Annotated in this window: 15 protein-coding genes; 4 read left to right on the top strand and 11 right to left on the bottom strand. The window is 64.4% G+C overall.

What is annotated here, in order from left to right; all coding sequences use genetic code 11:
* Window positions 1-39: 39 nt before the first annotated feature.
* Window positions 40-963 (bottom strand): LysR substrate-binding domain-containing protein, encoded by a 924-nt coding sequence (locus AC1DDS_RS08300; RefSeq protein ID WP_477478447.1) that lies wholly within the window; start codon window positions 961-963, stop codon window positions 40-42.
* A 117-nt stretch (window positions 964-1,080) separates the two neighbouring features.
* Here AC1DDS_RS08300 and AC1DDS_RS08295 point away from each other — a divergent pair, with 117 nt between their 5' ends.
* The 3 genes from AC1DDS_RS08295 to AC1DDS_RS08285 are packed head-to-tail and all read left to right on the top strand — an operon-like array spanning window position 1,081 to window position 5,378.
* The gene (locus AC1DDS_RS08295) at window positions 1,081-2,664 is read left to right on the top strand and encodes a zinc-binding metallopeptidase family protein (RefSeq protein WP_477478446.1); all 1,584 of its coding nucleotides are present in this window, start codon (window positions 1,081-1,083) and stop codon (window positions 2,662-2,664) included.
* Between the two features lie 39 nt (window positions 2,665-2,703).
* Window positions 2,704-4,431, top strand: coding sequence for an amidohydrolase (locus AC1DDS_RS08290; protein WP_477478445.1), 1,728 nt, complete (start codon window positions 2,704-2,706; stop codon window positions 4,429-4,431).
* The gene (locus AC1DDS_RS08285; protein WP_477478444.1) at window positions 4,425-5,378 is read left to right on the top strand and encodes a CobW family GTP-binding protein; all 954 of its coding nucleotides are present in this window, start codon (window positions 4,425-4,427) and stop codon (window positions 5,376-5,378) included. Before AC1DDS_RS08290 ends, AC1DDS_RS08285 begins: the two co-directional genes overlap by 7 nt.
* 175 nt (window positions 5,379-5,553) lie before the next feature.
* On the opposite strand, the gene AC1DDS_RS08280 is transcribed toward AC1DDS_RS08285, so the two are convergent.
* The 10 genes from AC1DDS_RS08280 to AC1DDS_RS08235 all read right to left on the bottom strand — a co-directional run bounded on the left by AC1DDS_RS08280 (window position 5,554) and on the right by AC1DDS_RS08235 (window position 16,283).
* The gene (locus AC1DDS_RS08280) at window positions 5,554-6,981 is read right to left on the bottom strand and encodes an aldehyde dehydrogenase family protein (RefSeq protein WP_477478443.1); all 1,428 of its coding nucleotides are present in this window, start codon (window positions 6,979-6,981) and stop codon (window positions 5,554-5,556) included.
* 51 nt (window positions 6,982-7,032) lie between these two features.
* The gene (locus AC1DDS_RS08275) at window positions 7,033-8,187 is read right to left on the bottom strand and encodes an NAD(P)/FAD-dependent oxidoreductase (protein ID WP_477478442.1); all 1,155 of its coding nucleotides are present in this window, start codon (window positions 8,185-8,187) and stop codon (window positions 7,033-7,035) included.
* The gene (locus AC1DDS_RS08270; protein WP_477478441.1) at window positions 8,184-9,650 is read right to left on the bottom strand and encodes a 2Fe-2S iron-sulfur cluster-binding protein; all 1,467 of its coding nucleotides are present in this window, start codon (window positions 9,648-9,650) and stop codon (window positions 8,184-8,186) included. The genes AC1DDS_RS08275 and AC1DDS_RS08270 overlap by 4 nt, the downstream gene beginning before the upstream one ends.
* Window positions 9,651-9,673: 23 nt before the next feature.
* Complete coding sequence (locus AC1DDS_RS08265) at window positions 9,674-10,780, bottom strand: ABC transporter ATP-binding protein (protein ID WP_477478440.1); 1,107 nt, start codon at window positions 10,778-10,780, stop codon at window positions 9,674-9,676.
* Window positions 10,780-11,556, bottom strand: coding sequence for an ABC transporter permease (locus AC1DDS_RS08260; protein WP_477478439.1), 777 nt, complete (start codon window positions 11,554-11,556; stop codon window positions 10,780-10,782). Before AC1DDS_RS08260 ends, AC1DDS_RS08265 begins: the two co-directional genes overlap by 1 nt.
* A 1-nt stretch (window position 11,557) precedes the next feature.
* Window positions 11,558-12,448: an ABC transporter permease gene (locus AC1DDS_RS08255; RefSeq protein ID WP_477478438.1), complete on the bottom strand. Its 891-nt coding sequence runs from the start codon at window positions 12,446-12,448 to the stop codon at window positions 11,558-11,560.
* A 69-nt stretch (window positions 12,449-12,517) separates the two neighbouring features.
* Entirely contained in the window at window positions 12,518-13,528 is a 1,011-nt protein-coding gene (locus AC1DDS_RS08250; protein ID WP_477478437.1) for an ABC transporter substrate-binding protein, read from the bottom strand.
* A gap of 48 nt (window positions 13,529-13,576) precedes the next feature.
* The gene (locus AC1DDS_RS08245; protein WP_477478436.1) at window positions 13,577-13,936 is read right to left on the bottom strand and encodes a RidA family protein; all 360 of its coding nucleotides are present in this window, start codon (window positions 13,934-13,936) and stop codon (window positions 13,577-13,579) included.
* Window positions 13,937-13,975: 39 nt separating this feature from the next.
* The gene (locus AC1DDS_RS08240; RefSeq protein ID WP_477478435.1) at window positions 13,976-14,809 is read right to left on the bottom strand and encodes an IclR family transcriptional regulator; all 834 of its coding nucleotides are present in this window, start codon (window positions 14,807-14,809) and stop codon (window positions 13,976-13,978) included.
* Between the two features lie 115 nt (window positions 14,810-14,924).
* Window positions 14,925-16,283 carry an NAD(P)/FAD-dependent oxidoreductase gene (locus AC1DDS_RS08235; protein WP_477478434.1) on the bottom strand — a complete coding sequence of 453 codons (1,359 nt, stop codon included), beginning with the start codon at window positions 16,281-16,283 and terminating at the stop codon, window positions 14,925-14,927.
* A 564-nt stretch (window positions 16,284-16,847) separates the two neighbouring features.
* On the opposite strand from AC1DDS_RS08235, the gene AC1DDS_RS08230 reads away from it, so the two are divergent.
* Window positions 16,848-17,978 (top strand): tyrosine-type recombinase/integrase, encoded by a 1,131-nt coding sequence (locus tag AC1DDS_RS08230; protein WP_477478433.1) that lies wholly within the window; start codon window positions 16,848-16,850, stop codon window positions 17,976-17,978.
* Window positions 17,979-18,014: the final 36 nt, after the last annotated feature.

The following is an 18,014-nucleotide window of genomic DNA, read 5'->3' as shown; positions in this document are numbered from 1 at the left end:
CTCACGGCAACCGAATTATTTTCGCCTTATTGGGAAATTCTATTCACCTATATAGCTCCCCGAGCGGCCTTGGGCATCAGCCGCCTCATCCGCGAGGCTGGTCCGTAGCCAGTCACGGAAGGCCGGGAGGACTGGATGATCCGACTTGGCCAGGTCAACGACCAGGTAATAGGATCGTGATGCACGGATCGCCATATCGAAGGGGCGCACCAGCCGACCCTCGCTCAACGCCTTCTGCCCGGTGAGCTCGTCGCCCATCGCGATTCCCTGTCCCGCGATGGCCGCCGAAAAAACCAGGTTCATGTCGGAAAAGATTATGCCGCTCGCCGGATCCGCGTTTTCCACCTTGGTGAGCGACAGCCAGCGCGCCCAATCCTCGAAGTCGTTGAGGTGAAGCAGATTTGTGCGCAACACATCGGCCGGCTTGGACATGCCGCCGATCCTGTTGAGCAGGCTCGGACTGCAGAGCGGCGTGAAGCGCACATCGCAAAGAAGTTCGACGCTTCGGTTTGGCCAGTTGCCGTCGCCAAAGGCGATAAACGCATCCACGTCGGGGATGCTCACGTCGTCCAGACGGCGCGGCGTCAGGATGGACAGTGAAACGTCGGGGTACATTTCCTGGAATGCAGCGATATGGGTGCAGAGCCAGAGCGAAGCGAACCCCGGTGTACAGCAGATCCGGAAGGATCCCCCGATGCCGCCGTCCCGGTATTGCGCGCCGGCATCGCCCAGCATCGTCAGCGCCTTGTGCACGTCATGGGCATAGCGCCGGCCGCGCGCGGTGAGCGCCACGCCCTTGCCGACGCGCTCCAGCAGATCAAAGCCGAGGTCGCGCTCCAGGAGCCTCAACTGGTGGCTGACGGCACTGCGCGTCAGATGCAACTCGTCCGCCGCCCGCCATACGCTGCCGTGCCGGGCAAAACTTTCGAGCGCGCGCAGCGCCTGTGTCGATGGTATCCGCAAGGACTCCCCCCGTCTGGTGAACCAAATTTGCGCGAAACGATAAAACATATCACTTTTTGCGCAAGCAATTCACTGCTTTGCTCTGCATCCAGGCACAACATCAAATTTGGCAGGGACATGAGCAAGAGCTTCGCAGAGGACACCGCCACACGCTGGGTCGATGAGAACACGGCCGAGCTATCCAAGTGGACCAGCGAGATCTGGCACAAGGCCGAGACCGCCTGGCGCGAATACGAATCGGCTGCCTGGTACGTGGAACGCCTGCGCGCCGAGGGCTTCGAGGTCGAGGAAGGCTCGGGCGGCATGCCGACAGCCTTCGCCGCCTGCTGGACGAATGGCGAAGGTGGTCCGGTCATTGCTTCCTATGCCGAGTACGACGCCGTGCCCGGCAACTGCCAGGCGGCCAGCACTGTCAAGGCACCGCGCGAGGGCTTGAACGAGCACGCCGGCGGCCACACCGATCCGCATTCCGCGCTCGGCATGAGCGCCTTCGGCGGCCTGCTCGCCACCAAGGCGGCCATGCAGGCCCACGGCATTCCGGGTACGCTGAAGTTCTTCGGCGAACCGGCTGAGAAGGTGCGCGGTTCCAAGCCGATCCATGCCGCCAAGGGCTATTACGACGGCCTCGACGCGATGATCAGCTTCCACCCCTGCTACATGCTGCCGCTGTGCAACACGGTCAACTGGGACACCCACTGCGGCGCAGCCTACGCGATGGTCTACCGCTTCGTTTGCGACGAACCGGAAACATGGCTGAAGCGTGCCGACGGCCTGCCGATCCCGCAGGCACACAGCGCCGTGCGGGCGCCGGGCGCCAATGACGCGCTGTTCTACATGTACAACGCCTCCAAGGCGTTGCGCGATTCCATGCTGCCGCACATGGGCGGCTGGTCGATCAGCGAGGCGATCCTGACGGCGGGGCAGGCAACGGCAGACAACCTGCCGGCGCGGCTCTCCGAAATCCAGTACATCATCCGCGTGGCGACGGTGGAGATGGCCGAGCAGGCGACGCTGATCCTCGACCGCAACGCCGAGGCCGCCGCCAAGCTTGCGCACTGCCGCGTCGAAAAGATCTGGGTGTCGAAGTCGCGCCCCGGCCTTGCCAACCACGTCATGGCCGATCTGGTTTATGGCAAGCTTGCCGCCGTCGGCGCGCCGACATGGGGCGAGAGCGCCAAGGAGATCGCCCGCGAGATCCAGTCCAATCTTGGGCTGGAGCCGATGGCGGAGCCCTTCCTGCCCGATTGCGAGAAGCTGGTGAGCCCGCAGGAGGCCGAGCGCATCCTGCGCCAGGACCTGCCGCCCTCGCAGATCAACTACACCTCGGACGACTACACCGACATGTGCTGGCACGCGCCCACCGCGCGCCTTTACATCGCCCGCCCGATGCTCACCGGTCCCGCCGGCTTTGCCTATCCGGATTGGGTGATGAACGCACTGGGCGGCATCCCCGAAACCATCGACCCGATGGTGGTCTGCGCGTCGAAGACCATCGCCCACTCGATGCTCGAGCTGATGCAGAACGCCGAGCTGCGTACCGCGGCCCGCAAGGAGTTCGAGGAGCGCACCGGCGGCGGCGTCGGCGGCACCAAGTGGATCCCGCCGCTTGCCGACTACGAGGCGCCGATCGGCTTGCGCTGGCCCGAATACGTCACCACCGTGCGCGGCCGCGAATGGTGGATCCCGAGCGCCGGCTATTGAGGCCGGCACTCACGCTCTTCTTCTGACAGGTAGCCGATCATGCGCGTTCTCTACGACCACCGCCCGAGCCACTCGGCCCGCAGCGCTTATGCGGACCTCGTGCTCGTCAACGGCCGCGTCTACACCGGTGATCCAGGCCTGCCCTGGTGCCAGGCGCTGGCGGTGGCGCGCGGGCACATCGTCGCCCGCGGCGAGCGGGCGGATGTCGAGCATCTGATCGGCGCGCAGACCAAAGTGGTGGATCTCGGCGGGCGCTTCGCCATGCCGGGCCTCTACGACATGCACACCCATCCCGACCTCGCGCTGGCGCCGCGCTATGCCGAGGATCTCGACATTGGCATCGTCGACCCGACGCCAGATCAGGTGCGCGATGCCATCCTGGCCTATGCGGCCAGGCACCCGGATCGCGACTGGATCTACGGCCAGTACTTCGTCCGCTACACGTTCCGGCAGGCCGGGCTCGTTCCCGGCAAGGACTGGCTGGACACGGTGATGCCCGATCGCCCGGTGGCGCTGCTCGACCGCATGTGGGGCACCATGATGGTCAATTCCGAAGCGCTGCGCCGTGCCGGCATCGCTGCCGACACGCCCGATCCGGCCAATGGCTATCTCGAGCGCGATCCGGTCAGCGGCGAGCCGACGGGCCTTCTGATCGACGGCGCCTACGCACTGATCCATGCGGCCATGCCGCCGACGCCGGTGCCGGTGCTGCGCGCTGCCTATCGCGACGGGGTGCGCTATCAATCCGCGCGCGGCGTGGTGTCGACGAAATATGTTCACGTCTGCGAAAACCGGCTGAATGCCCTGCAGTCGCTCGACCAGGCCGGCGAGCTCACCCTGCGTGTCGAGGCCGCCATCAGTTGGCAGGACGACATCTTTCCGGTGCGTCGGCGCTGGGAGTTGCTCGCCGGCGAGCGCCACTACTACCGCTCGGCCCGACTCAACGCCAATGCGGTAAAGTTCCACTTCGACGGCACGGTCGAGCCGCGCTCGTCCTATCTCATCACACCGTGGGACGGTGGCAATGCCGGCTGGAGCGGCAAGCTCAACCTGACTCCGGAGCATCTTGCCGACATGATCTGGGACATGGACCGGCAAGGCATCCGTGTCATCGCCCACTGTACCGGGGACGCTGCCTCCGACACCTTCCTCGACGCGGTGGAAGAAGTGCGCCGGCGGCCCGGCGGGCTCAATGTGCGCCATCAGTGCGCACACTCGACCATCCTGCACGGCGGCAACCTCAAGCGCTTCCGCGATCTCAACGTCACGGCCGAATTCTCGCCGGTGTCGTGGTATCCCTCGAAGTTCGTCTCCGGGGCCCGCTCCGGCTACGGTCCGGAGCGCCTGTCGCGCGCCTACAACATCAAGGGCGTGCTGGAAGCCGGCGGCGTCGCCGTCATTGGTACCGACTGGCCGGTCAGCCCGCTCGATCCGTGGATCGCGCTCGAAACCATGGTCACCCGCGCCAATCCGTGGGGCGAAGGGGAAGGCCGCTTCGGCGAGCCGATCTCGCTCAAGCAAGCGATCGACGTGATGACCAAGAACGGCGCCTGGTCGATGGGCATCGAGCACGAAGCGGGTTCGCTCGAAGTCGGCAAGTCGGCCGACATCATCGTGCTCGACCGCAACCTGTTCGAGGTCGAGCCGCAGGGCAACATCCACTCCACCAAGGTGGATCTCACCTTCCTGCAAGGCCAGTTGGTGCACGACCGGCTGGACGATAACTCCGACGCCGTCTGGCACGGCGAGGCGCCGCAGCTATGGTAGTGAAGGGCGCGCCCATACCGGTCACCGTCATCGGCGGCTTCCTGGGCGCGGGCAAGACGACACTCGTCAACCACATCCTCAGCGGCGACCATGGGCTGAAGGTCGCGGTGCTGGTCAACGATTTCGGCGCGATCAACATCGACGCCGCACTGATCACCTCGACCGAGGGCGGCCTTTACAGCCTGTCCAATGGCTGCGTCTGCTGTGGCCTGAACCAGGGCTTTGTCGAGCAGCTCGAGGAGCTTCTGGCTAACCGCACCGACATCGACCACATCGTGATCGAGGCGAGTGGCGTCGCCGATCCCGCCCGCATCATGGACACGGTGCGCTATGCGCGCTTTGCCGCGCGCCTTCGCGCGGACGCCATCGTGGTGGTGGTGGACGCTGCCGGCTTCGACGATGCGATTGCCGCTGCGCCCGGCCTCGCCGAAGCGCAGATCGGTTCGGCCGACCTTCTGGTTCTCAACAAGACCGATCTGGTCGACCGCGAAAAACTCGACGTCTGGCACGCACGCTGGACCTTTCCGGACACCCGAATCGTCGAAACCACCAGTTCGCGCGTGCCCTTCGACATCCTCTTTGCCGGCCAGGTTTTGCCGTCCGGCATCGCCTCGACATTCAGCGCTGAACCCGTTCATGAACCGGCGGTCAGTGCGATCTGGCGACGTGAGGGCGCAGTTGATCTGAGGTGCCTGCAGAAGGCTCTGACCGGCCTGCCGACAGCGATCTACCGCGCCAAGGGTTTCCTGCGCGCGAACGATGGCCGGCGTTTCGCCGTGCATCTGGTCGGCACACGCCTTTCCTTCGAACCGGTGGCAAATGCGCCGGAAGGCCTCGACGTGGACAATATCCTCGTGCTCATCGGCTTCGGTGAGCGTTCCGCGTTTGAGACCATTATGGCGCATCTCGATGGCTGTGCCGAACCGACCGCGACGGGCGCTGGCTGAGAGGGAGAGGGTCGGAACTATCTGCTCGAATTGGCCGCCTAAGCGCCAGCGCTGTTTGGCGTTCCCGCGTCAGTCCGGCCTGCCTTTGGGGTCAATGGAACAACATTGATGCTGCACTAGCTGGCGTGCACTCTGAAGGAAGGCGCGGCGCACTGGCGCCGCGCCACGTCGTCACTTAGCCGCCGTAGCCGACGACGCTCTTGATCTCGAGGAAATCGTGGATGCCGAAATCGGCGTATTCGCGGCCGTTGCCCGACTGCTTGTAGCCGCCGAAGGACGCCATCGTGTCCCATGCCGGATAGTTCAGGTAGACGGAGCCGGCCCGCATCCGCGCCGCAACCCGGCGGGCCCGGTCGATGTCCTGCGACTGGACATAGGCGGCCAGCCCGTAGACGGTGTCGTTGGCGATCCGGATCGCATCTTCCTCATCCTCATAGGAAATGATGGAAAGAACGGGGCCGAAGATTTCCTCCCGCGCGATCGTCATGTCGGGGGTTACGTTCCCGAACACGGTCGGCCGGATGTAATAACCGCGGTTGAGACCCTCGGGCCGCCCGGGACCACCCGTTACGAGCGTCGCGCCCTCGCTGATGCCCGCTTCGATCAGCCGCTGGATCTTGTCGAACTGGAGCTCGCTGACGACGGGGCCGAGGTCCGTCTCCTCGGCGTTCGGATCGCCCGTGCGAAACGCCTCGGCGGCAGCCTTGGCGATGGCAAGCGCCTCGTCGTGACGCTCCTTCGGGACCAGCATGCGCGTGGGCGCGTCACAGGACTGCCCGGTGTTGCTGAAGCAGCCACGAACGCCCTTCGTTACTGCGGTCTCGAAATCGGCGTCGGGGAGGATGATGTTCGCCGACTTGCCGCCGAGCTCCTGCGCCACCCGCTTGACGGTGTCGGCCGCCGCCTTGGCAACGATGACCCCGGCTCTCGTCGATCCGGTGAAGGAGACCATGTCGACATCGGGATGGGAGGCCATGACCTGTCCGACGTCCGGGCCGGTGCCGTTGACGAGATTGAACACGCCCTTCGGCACGCCTGCGGCATGCATCACCTCGGCAAAGACGATGCCCGAGATCGGCGCGATTTCCGATGGCTTGAGCACGACAGTGCACCCGGCCGCAATCGCCGGCGCGACCTTGCAGACGATCTGGTTCAGCGGCCAGTTCCACGGCGTGATCAGGGCGCAGACGCCGATCGGTTCCTTGACGACCATCGTCGTGCCGCGCTTTTCGCTGAATGAATAGGTCTCGAACGCCTTGATCGTCGATTCGAGATGGCCCCGTCCTGCCCATGCCTGTGCATCGCGAGCGAAGGAAAGCGGAGCGCCCATCTCCGCGGAGACGGCCTGTGCGATGTCCTCGAAGCGGTCGAGATAGACCTCGTGGACGCGCTTGAGCAGGGCGAGCCGTTCGGCGGGGCTCGTGCGCGAGAACGTCTCGAACGCGGCCTTTGCCGCAGCGACTGCCTTGTCCACGTCGGCCGCCGAACCGACGGAGATCCGCGTGAACGCCTCTTCTGTGGCCGGATTGATGACGTCGAGGGTCTGCGGCTTGACCGGGGAAACCCACTCACCATTGATGTAGAAATTCTCGTGATTGCTCATCAGAGCTGTCCTTTCTCTGTCTATGTGAAGATTGCGACCGGTAGCCGGACGTCACGCGAGCACGATGCCACCCTCGACGATCGGCCCGGTCTTCTCGAAGCGGTCGAGTGCGAACGGCTTCATCCGGTGGTCGATGCGGCCCTTTGCGATCGCTTCCGCCAAAAGCTTTCCGGCAGCCGGAGCGCCCGCGAATCCGTAGGACCATCCGGCCGAGAACCAGAAGTCCTTCAAGTCCGGATGTTCGCCCAGCAGCGGGGCATAGTCGGATGACGCATGAAGCTGACCCGCCCAGTGGCGCAGGATACGGACCTCGCCGAGCTGCGGGAACATTTCGAGATAGACCTTCGCCATGTTCGCCATCACCGGAACATCGACCTTCAACGACATCCGCGGTCTCTCGGGCACCTCGGTCCCGCCGACCACTTCTCCGCGCGAGGTCTGGTGGAAATAGGCGAGGCTGTCGATCAGGGCGATGGCCGGCTTGATGAGCGGCCGGGTGGGTTCGAGCGCCATGGCCTCGATGCGCATGCCGAAGCCGTTCAGCGGCACACCGGCCATGGCGGCGATATCCGGGTTGTTCGGTCCGGCGCAGGAGACGACGCAATCCGCCTCGATGCGGTGGTCTCCGACCAGCACGGCGCTAACCCGCGAGGCCGTCCGCTCCAGCCCGGTGATCGCGGTCCGATAACGAACATCGACACCGTTGCGCTGGCAGAACGCCAGAAGCCCCTTCATCACCGCGTGATGCGGGGCAACGCCGCCGTCCGGCTGGTGTTGCACGGCCCTGACGCGCGACTTGTTGATCGCCGGCAGGAGTTCGTCGATCTCCCGACGCGACAACATCCAGCTGTTGACGCCGAGGCTCTTCTGGACCTTCAGGCCCTCGAGAAGCATGGCCTCGCTCTTTTCCGCCTCGGACACCACGGAGTATCCGCGCCGCGTGAACATGACGTTCTCGCCGAGACGCTTCGACCAGGTCTGCCATTCGTTGACGGTCAGGACGAAGAGTTCCGTCCAGGCCACGGATGCGAAGCCGGGCCGGATCAGCGTGCCGTTGCGGCCGGACGCCCCGCCCTGCCAGTAGCCGGCGTCGAGAACGAGGATGTCACGCTGGCCCTGCTCCACCAGATTGAACGCGACGGAGAGGCCCTGCACGCCGCCGCCGATGATGACGACGGAGGCCCGTTTGGGAAGAGGTTTGCTCATCGGTCAGGCTCCACGAGTCCGGCAAGTCCGGCCGCCTGCGCGACCGTTATCGAACGTCGCGGTGGCCGATGGGTGGGACGGGCGAACGCTTCCGGCTCGACGCCTATGCGCGCCGCCAGCATCGCCAGCATATGCTCCCAGCACGGAAAACCCTGGCAGGTTCCCATGCCGCAGGACGTCAGTCGCTTGAGGACTTCCGGATCCGTCTCGCCATCATCGATGTGGCAGTAGAGTTCACCCGCCGTCACGTCCATGCAGGGGCAGATCAGCGTGTCGGGGTGAAGATGTCTCCGGGCGGAAATGCGCTCGTCGCCCAACGCCGCGCCTCCGACGACGGACATCGTTTCCGGCAAGGGATGCGCCTGCACCTGGAACATCCCCTCGCCCGAGGCCTGGAAGCCAAGGCTCGGGTCGATCCGCCACGGCCCGGCATGAACCACGGCATCGCATCGAATTTCGGTGGCGGCGCGGATCGCCGCGACACGGGCCCGGCCCGTTATTTCGATGAGTTCCTCAACTGGCCCGCGGTGAACCACTTCCACGCCGAGAGAGCCGAGCCTTTCCGCGATGGCGTCTTCGGCTCCCGTCCCCACCACCGCGACGCGGCGTCCCGGCAGGACGCGGTGAACGGCCGCAAGCTGAAGTGCGGAATGAGCATCCAATACGCCCGGCAGCTGATTGCCCTTGACCAGCGGCGGTATGGACCGACGTCCGGTGGCCAGCACGACGGCACGGGGATCAAACGCGACAGCGCCGCGCGTGTTGTCATGCGGCGCGCCGACCAGGAGCGTGCCCTCGCGGTAGACCCCGAAAAGCTCCATGCCGGTGAACAGCCGGACCTGCGGGCTGAGCGGATCGACCACGGCTCCCAGGGAATCTGCGAAACGGGCGACACGATCACCTCTCGTGACAAGCGCGACCGTCTCGCCCAACTGGACCCGCCGGTTGGCTTCGGCGATTCCGGCGGGACCGCCTCCCACGACGAGGCAATCCACTGAAACGCGCTCGCCGGGGATTGCCAGAAGCTGAGCGGCGATGTCGGCCGGACGGGCCACGCCCGCGAGATTCGCCATTGCGCGTTCGGCCAGGCGATAGCCGAGCCCCGCCTTCGGCATCCAGTCGCCATGTTCGAAGCCACCGTAGACGGCCTTCGACGGCAAGAGTTGGGCAAACCTGAGCAGATCGAAACGCGGCGATGGCCAGGTATTCTGCATCTCGACGGCAAGGCCCTCTTGCACGTGGACCTGATCGAGGCGGACGTTCGGGCGGCCGTTCACGCGGGCGAGCACGCCGGTCGGATACGATCCGCTGTAACCGAGCGGACGGTGCAGCTTGCGCGAGCGGGCAAGCGTGGTGACGCCGGCGCGCCACAGGGCGGCGGCGACGCTATCGCCCTGCCGCGCCTTGATCCTGGAGCCGTTCCAGAGGAACGACACCTCCGCCTGTTGGTTGTCTTGGCTCATACTCGGTGTCCCTTCCCGCCTGCTTACCCGCCGATGACCACGAGGTCGTCCGCGCTCCAGGCCAGGCCGATCCTGTCGCCGGCGTGCATCGACGCGATGGAAGCCACATCCCGGCTGCGAAGATTGATCTTGCTGCCGTCACCCATCCGGACGACGAGCCTGTACTCGACGCCAAGGTAGATCTTGTCCTCGATCACCCCCTCGCCGGCGTTTTCCGTCGCAGAACCCGCCGCGACGGCATGGATGCGCTCGGGGCGCAGCACCACGCAGGCCTTCTGGCCGGATTTCAGAGCCTCGGACCGGGGATCGCCCTTGGGAAGGCTGGCCTTCCAGCCCTCGCCTTCCACGACAACCCCGTCCGCTGTCGATCGGACGTTGCCACGCATCAGGTTAGCCTCGCCGATGAAGTCGGCGACGAATTCGGACCGGGGCTGCAGATAAAGCTCGTGCGGCGTGCCGATCTGCTCAAGCCGACCGTCCTTGAAGATGGCGATGCGGTCGCTCATGACCAGCGCCTCCTCCTGGTCGTGCGTGACCGAAACCACGGTCGCGCCGACCTGCCGGGTGATATGCATGATCTCGATCTGCATCTGGCCGCGCAGCTTCTTGTCGAGGGCGGCCATCGGCTCGTCCAGAAGGACGATATCCGGCTTGAAGACGAGGGCGCGGGCCAGTGCGACTCGTTGCTGCTGGCCGCCGGACATCTCCTTCGGATAGCGCTTCGCGCAATGCGCCAGACCGACGATCTCAAGCATCTCCATGCTGCGCTTTTCGCGCTCGGCCCGTTTGATGCCACGCGTCTCCAGCGGATACCCGATGTTCTCCAGGACGGTCATGTGCGGGAAGAGAGCGTAGTCCTGGAACATCATGCCGATGTTGCGCTTTTGCGGCGGCACCGCGGTCATGTCCCGGCCGTCGATGGAAAGTCTTCCGGACGTCGGCTGAATGAAGCCGGCAATCGCCCGCAGCGAAGTCGTCTTGCCGGACCCGGAGGGGCCGAGCATGGTCAAAAACTCCCCTTTCCGAAGTTCGAACGACACGTTGTCGAGCGCACGGACGGCCCCGTAATGCTTCGAAACCCCCTCGAGCTTCATTGCCGTTCCCGCGGTGTTCTGATGAGCGGCATTCATCATCTGGATTCCCTGAATTTGTACGAGAGGAGGACGCCAAGCGCCGACAACACGATGAGGATCGCTGCGACGGCGGCCGTGGCCGGGTCGAGATTGGTCCGCACCTGGTTCCAGATCATGATCGGAACCGTGCGGGTCTGGGCATCGGCGAGAAACAGCGCGATCACCACCTCATCCCAGGACGTGATGAAGGCGAACACCGCGCCCGACAGCACGCCGGGCATGATCAGCGGCAACGTGACTCGCCGGAAGGTGAACCAGTGCCCCGCCCCAAGGCCGAGGCTGGCAGGCGCCAGCGAGGGGTTCACCATTCGCGAACTTGCTAGCACCGAGACGACGACGAAGGGTATCGCAAGCACCGTGTGGGCGAGGACAAGCCCGAGCCGGGTCGCGACCAGCCCCCATCCGGAGAAGACCATGTACATTCCCACCGCGAGCACGATCACGGGCGTGACCATCGGGCTGAGAAGCAGCCCCATGACGATTGTCTTTCCGGGGAAGCGATGGGTGTGCAATGCGAGCGCGGCCGCGGTACCGATGACGGTGGCGAGAACCGATGCGGCGAAGGCAATGACCAGACTGTTTAGGAGTGCTCCCTGCCAGTCCGAAGCGCCGATGACCTTTCCGTACCACTCGAAGGTGAAACCGACCGGAGGAAACTCGAGCGTGGTCGTCGTCGTGAACGACATCGGAACGATGATCAGCGTCGGCAACAGCAGGAACAGCGCCGTAAGGGTGACAACGAGCCAGAAGAGGATGCGTCTCAGCTTGTCCATGTCAGGCTTCCTCCTTCCGGCGGCCACGCATCTGCAGCGCGGCCCGCACGGCCCCGAACAGCCCGAAGGCAACGGCGGTCAGCACCATGAGGACGACGGCGAGCGCGGCTCCGAGACCGAAGTTCAGTTGCTCGTTGAACTGACCAGCGATCATCTGGGCGATCATCATGTCCCGCGGGCTGCCAAGCAGAGCCGGGGTTATGTAGAAGCCGAGCGCCAGGGTGAAGGCGAGGATGGCGGAGGCCATGACACCCGGCAGAGACAGCGGGAAATAGATGCGCGCAAACCCTCTGAGCCAGCTTGCACCGCAGATGGACGAGGCCTCCATGAGACGGAGATCGATCTTCTTCATGACCGTGTACAGCGGGAGCACCGCATAGGGCAAAAGGATATGGACCATGCCGATGATCACCCCCATCGGGGTCCGGATGAGGCGAAGCGGTCTGTCGATCAATCCGGTAGCGATCAGGAAGTCGTTGACCAAACCGCTGTTCTGGAGCAGCACGATCCACGAGAAACTCCGCAAGAGAAGGCTCACCCAGAATGGAATGAGCAAGGCGATCGTGAGGACGAGCAGCATCGCCCGACCCCCATGCGCCATGGCGTAGGCGTAAGGATAGGCGACTGCGACCGTGACGACGGTTACGATGAGCGACACCCTGAACGTCTCGCCGATGACCCGCAGGAAGACCGGAGTCGTGAAGATCTGTTGGTAGTACTCCACGCTGCCATCGGGCAGCGAGATCGCCACCAGCTTCAGCAGCGGAAACACGAAGAAAAGGGCGAGGAACAGGACAGACGGGACGATCAGCCAGAACGCCGGCGGTAACCGGAAGCCCCGCGATGATCCCGCCTTCACGGGCACGCTGCGATCGTTTGTTGTTGCGGTCATCGTAATTCCGAAGGAAAAGTTGGGATGGAGCCCGCCTGGCGATGCAGGCGGGGCTCTTCTCGTAATGGCTTACTGGAGAAGCCACTCCTGGAAGCGGAGATCAACCTTCGCACCGTTTGCCGCCCACCACTCAGCGTCCATGAGCACGCGCGTGTCGAGGTGGTCGGTCGGCAGGTTGCCCTTGAACTTGCCGTCGACCGAATCGAGGGCATTCTTGTTCGACGGACCGTAGGGCATGTACTTCGTGAATTCGATCTGCTGGGTGGGCTCGGTGAAGAAGTTGATCGCCTGCATCGCGGCTTCCTTGTTCTTCGTCCCCTTCGGGACGACCCAGTACCCGGTCTGCGACGTCCAGTTCGTCCAGTCGATCTTTACGCCTTTTTCGCCGACGCTGAGCGCGCGTGAGACCCAGACGAGCGCCATGTTCGCCTCGCCGCTCGCCAGCAACTGCTCGGACTGCGAGCCGCTTTCCCACCACACGAGATCATCCTTGATCGTGTCGAGCTTCTTGAGCGCCCGCTCCACGTCGATCGGGTAGAGGTCTTCCGGCTTCACGCCGTCGGCGATAAGGGCGGCCTCGAAAATGCCCGAGGCCGAGTACTTCCAGACGGCGCGCAGTCCCGGAAACTTTTCGGTGTCGAAGAAGTCGGCAAACCCGTTCGGCGCCGCTCCGCCAAACTCCTGGGCGTTGTAGGCCAGAACCGTAGCCTCGATGTCCGAAGCGACGCGATATGTGCCAGCTGCCCCTTCGATAAACTTCGACTTATCGATGATCGAGTAGTCGATTGGTTCGAGCCACTGCGCATCGGCGTCGAGGCCGAAGCTGTCGTCGGTCAGCATCAGGTCGAGCGTGACGTTGCCCGTTTCGACCATGGCCTTGAGCTTGGCGTTGCTCGACGCGCTGTCCTCGACGATCTTGATGCCCGGATTCTGCGCCATGAAAGGCTGGAAGTACGACTTCGACTGTGCCTCCTGGTAGCCGCCGCCGTAGCTGGAGATCGTCAGGGTCGTGTCAGCGGCACTGGCCGCCGTGCCAGCAACAAGCGCTGCCAGGGCCGTGATTGCAAAGGTCTTACGCATTTTGGTTCCCACCCTTGTACTTTCGAGTTGATTGGTTTGGTGTTGGTTTCAGGATTCGACTGCAGCTTGCAGCGCGATTTCGACGAGGATGTTCTCGGCGGCGAGATTGGCTTCTACCGTCGCCCTCGCAGGCAGCGCGTCCTCGGGGATCCAGTCTTCCCAGACCTGGTTCATGGCCGCGAAATCCGCGACGGCATGCTTCAGCCAGACCTGCGCGAAAAGGATCTTCGACTTGTCCGTGCCGGCCTTGGCGAGAAGTTCGTCGATCCGCGCCAGAACCTGGGCCGTCTGGCCGGCGACGTCCTGGCTGCGGTCCGCCGGCACCTGGCCGGTGACATAGGCGATCCCATTATGGACGAGCACGTGGCTGAGACGTTTTCCATTGGGTTCGAAACGTTGGATCGGCATGTTTCCTCCTGAGAATTGGCTATTGCTGTGGTTTGTTCTTCACCGCGCCTGGGGTTTCAGTCCCTTTGCCGCGCTCGATACCGCTCGGGCCGCATTGACGACCTGTGGAGCAAGCTCCGAAATCACGTCCTCTCGTCGCCAGCGGCTGGAGGGCACGGAAATGTTGATCGACGCCAGGGGCTGCCCTTCGGCATTGACGACACATGCGCCGACGGCGATGTCTCCGACGTAGATTTCCTCGGTGATCAGAGAAAATCCGTCGGTACGCGCGCGCCGCAGCAGTCCCAGCAGCTCTTCGGGAGCCGTTACCGTATGCGCCGTGTACGCAACCCGATTAGACCGCTCGATATAAGATGTCGCGGCTTCGGTCGGCAGGGCGGAAAGGTAGGCGCGCCCGGCCGCAGTGCAGTACATCGGCAGGCGCTGCCCGATCGGGACATGGATCGGCATTTCCTTGTGGCTCGTGAAGCGAGCCACGTAGACCATGTCCGTGCCCCAGGGCTCGAGCAGGTTGCAGCTCTCGCCGGTCTGGCGGTTCAGTTGCTGGACGAAGGGATTGGCCCTCTCGATCAACTCGGCCGTCTGAAGGTATCCGGTGCCGATTTCCAGCGACTTGACCGTCAGCCGGTATCGTTTGGAGCCGCCCTCACGCGCCAGATAGCCCATCGCCTCGAGCGTGAACACCGAGCGCTGGATTGTGCTCTTGTTCAGGCCGGTGGCTTCAGCCAGTTCAAGCAGGTTCATGGCGGGTCGCGAAGGGCCGAATGCCGTCAATACGGACAGACCCTTGGCAAGCGCGGTAACGTAGAGAGGCGACTCTTCGGCATCTGCCATCGCAGTTGACCCCATGAGTTTGGACGGAGTTGCGGTCATCGCATTTCCTCTTCTGCGAATACGCCGGGAGGACCGCCCGCCGGCACTTTCGGCCAACCGCCAATGGCTGATCGGGTGTCCTTCGATAGCACTTGCGAAAGCTTCCGCATGGACGTCATCCTGCCCTGCGCGCTTCGCGGGCGTCCTTGGCGTGCAGCCAGCGATACGCCATCCACTGGCCCAGCCTTATGAAGGAGGCGAACGGGTAGCGTTCGGGCTCACGGGTGAGAAATGTCGCGGACGTCTCGAACGGGCGGCCTGCGGCCAGCATCGCCAGTTTCGTGCCCAGGTGAATCGAGAACGAAACGCCGCTGCCCGCGTATCCACCCGCCGTGAACACGTCATTCGCTCCCGGCACCCTGTAGCAGTACGGCAGGGAATTCCGGGAGACGGCGACCCAACCGCCCCACCAATGCTCGAGATCGATTCCGGCAAGGGCAGGAAACTTCCGCACCATCGCGTCGTAGAGGTACTGACGGTGACGCGGGGCGGCGGCATCGTCGCCGGAGATGGCGCTGCGTCCGCCGAACAGCATCCGGTTGTCCGGCAGCCGGCGATAGTAGAAGAGCAGTTCGCGGGTATCGAACATGCAGTTTCCGGACGGAAGGCTCGCCTCCACCTGTGCGGCGGTCATCGGCGCCGTCACGATGATCTGCGAATGAACGGGCAGAACCCGCGCGGCAAGCGAAGGGTGCAATCGCGACGACGTGTAGCCGTTCGTCGCCACGATGACGCGCCTGGCGCGGATCGTGCCCGTGGGCGTCACGAGCCGATGTGCCCCACCTTCACTGATCCAGCGGGTCACGGGCGAATTCGTATGGATCCGGGCGCCATGGTCGCGAGCCATGCGGTGCAGACCGCGCGCCAGTTCCAATGGGTTCAGCGAGAACCCATCCGGCAGGTACAATGCCCCGTGGCTTTCGGAGCCTTCGTGGATGCCGCGCAGCCCGCTCGCGTCGATGTAACGGGCCGGATAGCCGAGAACCTCGTTATACAGCGCCTCCTCTCGGCGAAGCGCGTCGGCATGGGTGCCGAAGGTGGCCACCTTGTAGACCCCGTCGGGCTGCTTGTCGCAGGCAATGCCTCCGTCCGCGATCAGGGCGCGCACGGTATCCAGACCCTGCCTGAGCTCCTGAAAATACGCGCGGGCGACATCCGGCCCATAGGTCTTGACGAGCCGCGACCACGGAACGCGGCCGCCGGAGATCCGGGCAAAGCTCCCGTTCCGCCCGCTGCAACCCCAGGCGGACGATCGCGCCTCCAAGACAGTTGCCTTGATGCCGTGGTCACGGGCGAGTGCGAGCGCCGCCGATAGACCTGTATAACCGCCGCCGATGATCGCGACATCGACGTCAGCATCTCCGGCCACCGGCCCGTCGTCGTCAGGCGCCGCCGCCCCACTCACCTTCAACCAATAGGAATCCGGGTCCGGCTGGCTTTTGTCGGGAAAGGGGTGAACAAGAGGATCATACATCCGTGCCGCCTGTTATCGCTCTGCGATATCTAGTAATCGATGTACGTATCAAATAGGCCTAAATCCGATTTGTCAATATCGACACCTGTGCACATCCCTGGGAACTTGTGACCGGAGGGACATAAAACCCACCGGCGTTCTCGCGATCCGCAGGTGGTCTGTGCTTGGAGGTTGCTATTGGCAAATCGCGGAAGCCAAGAGCACTGAGGAATCTCTGCAGCAACGTCACAGGGGAGCAACTCGCACGCACGCAGTCAGCCTCTACCATCGGCAAGCGCCTCGAGCCGCCACGCCGACGGTCCAACGTTGACGCGCAGCCGGACCGGAGCGACTTAAAACCGCCTTTACGACATCCCCCACAGTCGCACGATGATCCGCCTTGAATCGCCGCGGGGCGACTGGTGCACCCGTCAGCAGCGTCTTGTCCTGCAGGTGAAGTCATGCGGGGAAGATGCACCGTGCGTGCAGTTTATGTCAAAACGGTAGACAAAACCGCACGGCCTGCCGCAACGACAGAACGAGTGATAATCTTGCATTATCGTTCGTTCTGGTCACTATAAAGAAATGTCCCGACTCAGCGATCAAAACCCCGAAATTCACGCTCGGCAGCGCGCCGCGCCGCCGCATGGTCCGTCGGCGGCCGAGGCGCTGGCCGCTGCCGACATCGCCCCCTCCCCTCCCCCGTCGGCGCAATTGCAAGAGCTCGCCGACCGCGCCCGCGGCTACGTCGAGGCCGCGAATTCTGCCAACACGCGCCGCGCCTACGCGTCCGACTGGAAGCATTTTGCCGCCTGGTGCCGCCGATCCGGGCTCTCCCCCCTCCCCCCGGATCCGCAGGTCGTCGGCCTCTACATCACTGCCTGCGCCGCTGGCGGCGGCGGTGGCACGACTTCCGGCCCGGCCGGGCGTGGCGGAAGGCCGACCAGCGTTGCGACGATCGAGCGGCGCCTTGCCGCCATCGGCTGGAACTGCACGCAACGCGGTCACAATCTCGATCGCCAGGATCGCGCCATCGCCACCGTGCTCGCCGGCATCCGCAACCGCCATGGCGCTCCGCCGCGCCAGAAGGAGGCGATCCTGCCGGACGAGCTGATCGCCATGCTAGAGACGCTCGACCGCGGCACGCTTCGGGGTTTGCGCGACCGCGCCATGCTGCTGGTCGGTTTTGCCGGCGGCCTGCGCCGCTCGGAAATCGTCGGCCTCGACCTTGGCCGCGACCAGAGCGACGATGGCCGCGGCTGGATCGAGCTGTTCGACAAGGGCCTGCTCGTGACGCTGCGCGGCAAGACCGGCTGGCGCGAGGTCGAGATCGGCCGCGGCTCGTCGGAGGCCACCTGCCCGGTCGTCGCTGTCGAAACCTGGATCACGTTTGCGAAACTCGCCAAAGGCCCCCTCTTCCGTCGTGTCACCGGTCGGGGCAAGAATGTCGGCGCCGAACGGCTGCACGACCAGGAGGTGGCGCGCCTCGTCAAGAAGACGGCGCTGGCCGCCGGCGTGCGCGGCGACCTTTCCGAGTCTGAACGGGCGCTAAAATTTGCCGGGCATTCGCTGCGCGCCGGCCTCGCCTCCGCCGCCGAGGTCGACGAGCGGCACGTGCAGAAGCAGCTTGGCCATGCGTCGGCCGAGATGACGCGGCGCTACCAGCGCCGCCGCGATCGCTTTCGTGTCAATCTGACGAAGGCAGCCGGTCTTTGAGGCGGGGCGCGGAATTCTGATCGCCTCGCGGCAGCT

Source organism: Mycoplana sp. 10N416 (genome assembly GCF_056394765.1).
Note: the sequence above shows the minus strand (reverse complement) of the source record. Positions and strands in the feature narration are given on the sequence as shown.

Excerpts from the sequence above, each read along its gene's own strand:
- AC1DDS_RS08255 (WP_477478438.1), bottom strand. The coding sequence starts at position 12,448 with ATGACCGCAACAACAAACGATCGCAGCGTGCCCGTGAAGGCGGGATCA.
- AC1DDS_RS08235 (WP_477478434.1), bottom strand. The coding sequence starts at position 16,283 with ATGTATGATCCTCTTGTTCACCCCTTTCCCGACAAAAGCCAGCCGGAC.
- AC1DDS_RS08270 (WP_477478441.1), bottom strand. The coding sequence starts at position 9,650 with ATGAGCCAAGACAACCAACAGGCGGAGGTGTCGTTCCTCTGGAACGGC.
- AC1DDS_RS08280 (WP_477478443.1), bottom strand. The coding sequence starts at position 6,981 with ATGAGCAATCACGAGAATTTCTACATCAATGGTGAGTGGGTTTCCCCG.
- AC1DDS_RS08265 (WP_477478440.1), bottom strand. The coding sequence starts at position 10,780 with ATGAATGCCGCTCATCAGAACACCGCGGGAACGGCAATGAAGCTCGAG.
- AC1DDS_RS08250 (WP_477478437.1), bottom strand. The coding sequence starts at position 13,528 with ATGCGTAAGACCTTTGCAATCACGGCCCTGGCAGCGCTTGTTGCTGGC.
- AC1DDS_RS08240 (WP_477478435.1), bottom strand. The coding sequence starts at position 14,809 with ATGACCGCAACTCCGTCCAAACTCATGGGGTCAACTGCGATGGCAGAT.
- AC1DDS_RS08275 (WP_477478442.1), bottom strand. The coding sequence starts at position 8,187 with ATGAGCAAACCTCTTCCCAAACGGGCCTCCGTCGTCATCATCGGCGGC.
- AC1DDS_RS08260 (WP_477478439.1), bottom strand. The coding sequence starts at position 11,556 with ATGGACAAGCTGAGACGCATCCTCTTCTGGCTCGTTGTCACCCTTACG.
- AC1DDS_RS08295 (WP_477478446.1), top strand. The coding sequence starts at position 1,081 with ATGAGCAAGAGCTTCGCAGAGGACACCGCCACACGCTGGGTCGATGAG.
- AC1DDS_RS08285 (WP_477478444.1), top strand. The coding sequence starts at position 4,425 with ATGGTAGTGAAGGGCGCGCCCATACCGGTCACCGTCATCGGCGGCTTC.
- AC1DDS_RS08245 (WP_477478436.1), bottom strand. The coding sequence starts at position 13,936 with ATGCCGATCCAACGTTTCGAACCCAATGGAAAACGTCTCAGCCACGTG.
- AC1DDS_RS08290 (WP_477478445.1), top strand. The coding sequence starts at position 2,704 with ATGCGCGTTCTCTACGACCACCGCCCGAGCCACTCGGCCCGCAGCGCT.
- AC1DDS_RS08230 (WP_477478433.1), top strand. The coding sequence starts at position 16,848 with ATGTCCCGACTCAGCGATCAAAACCCCGAAATTCACGCTCGGCAGCGC.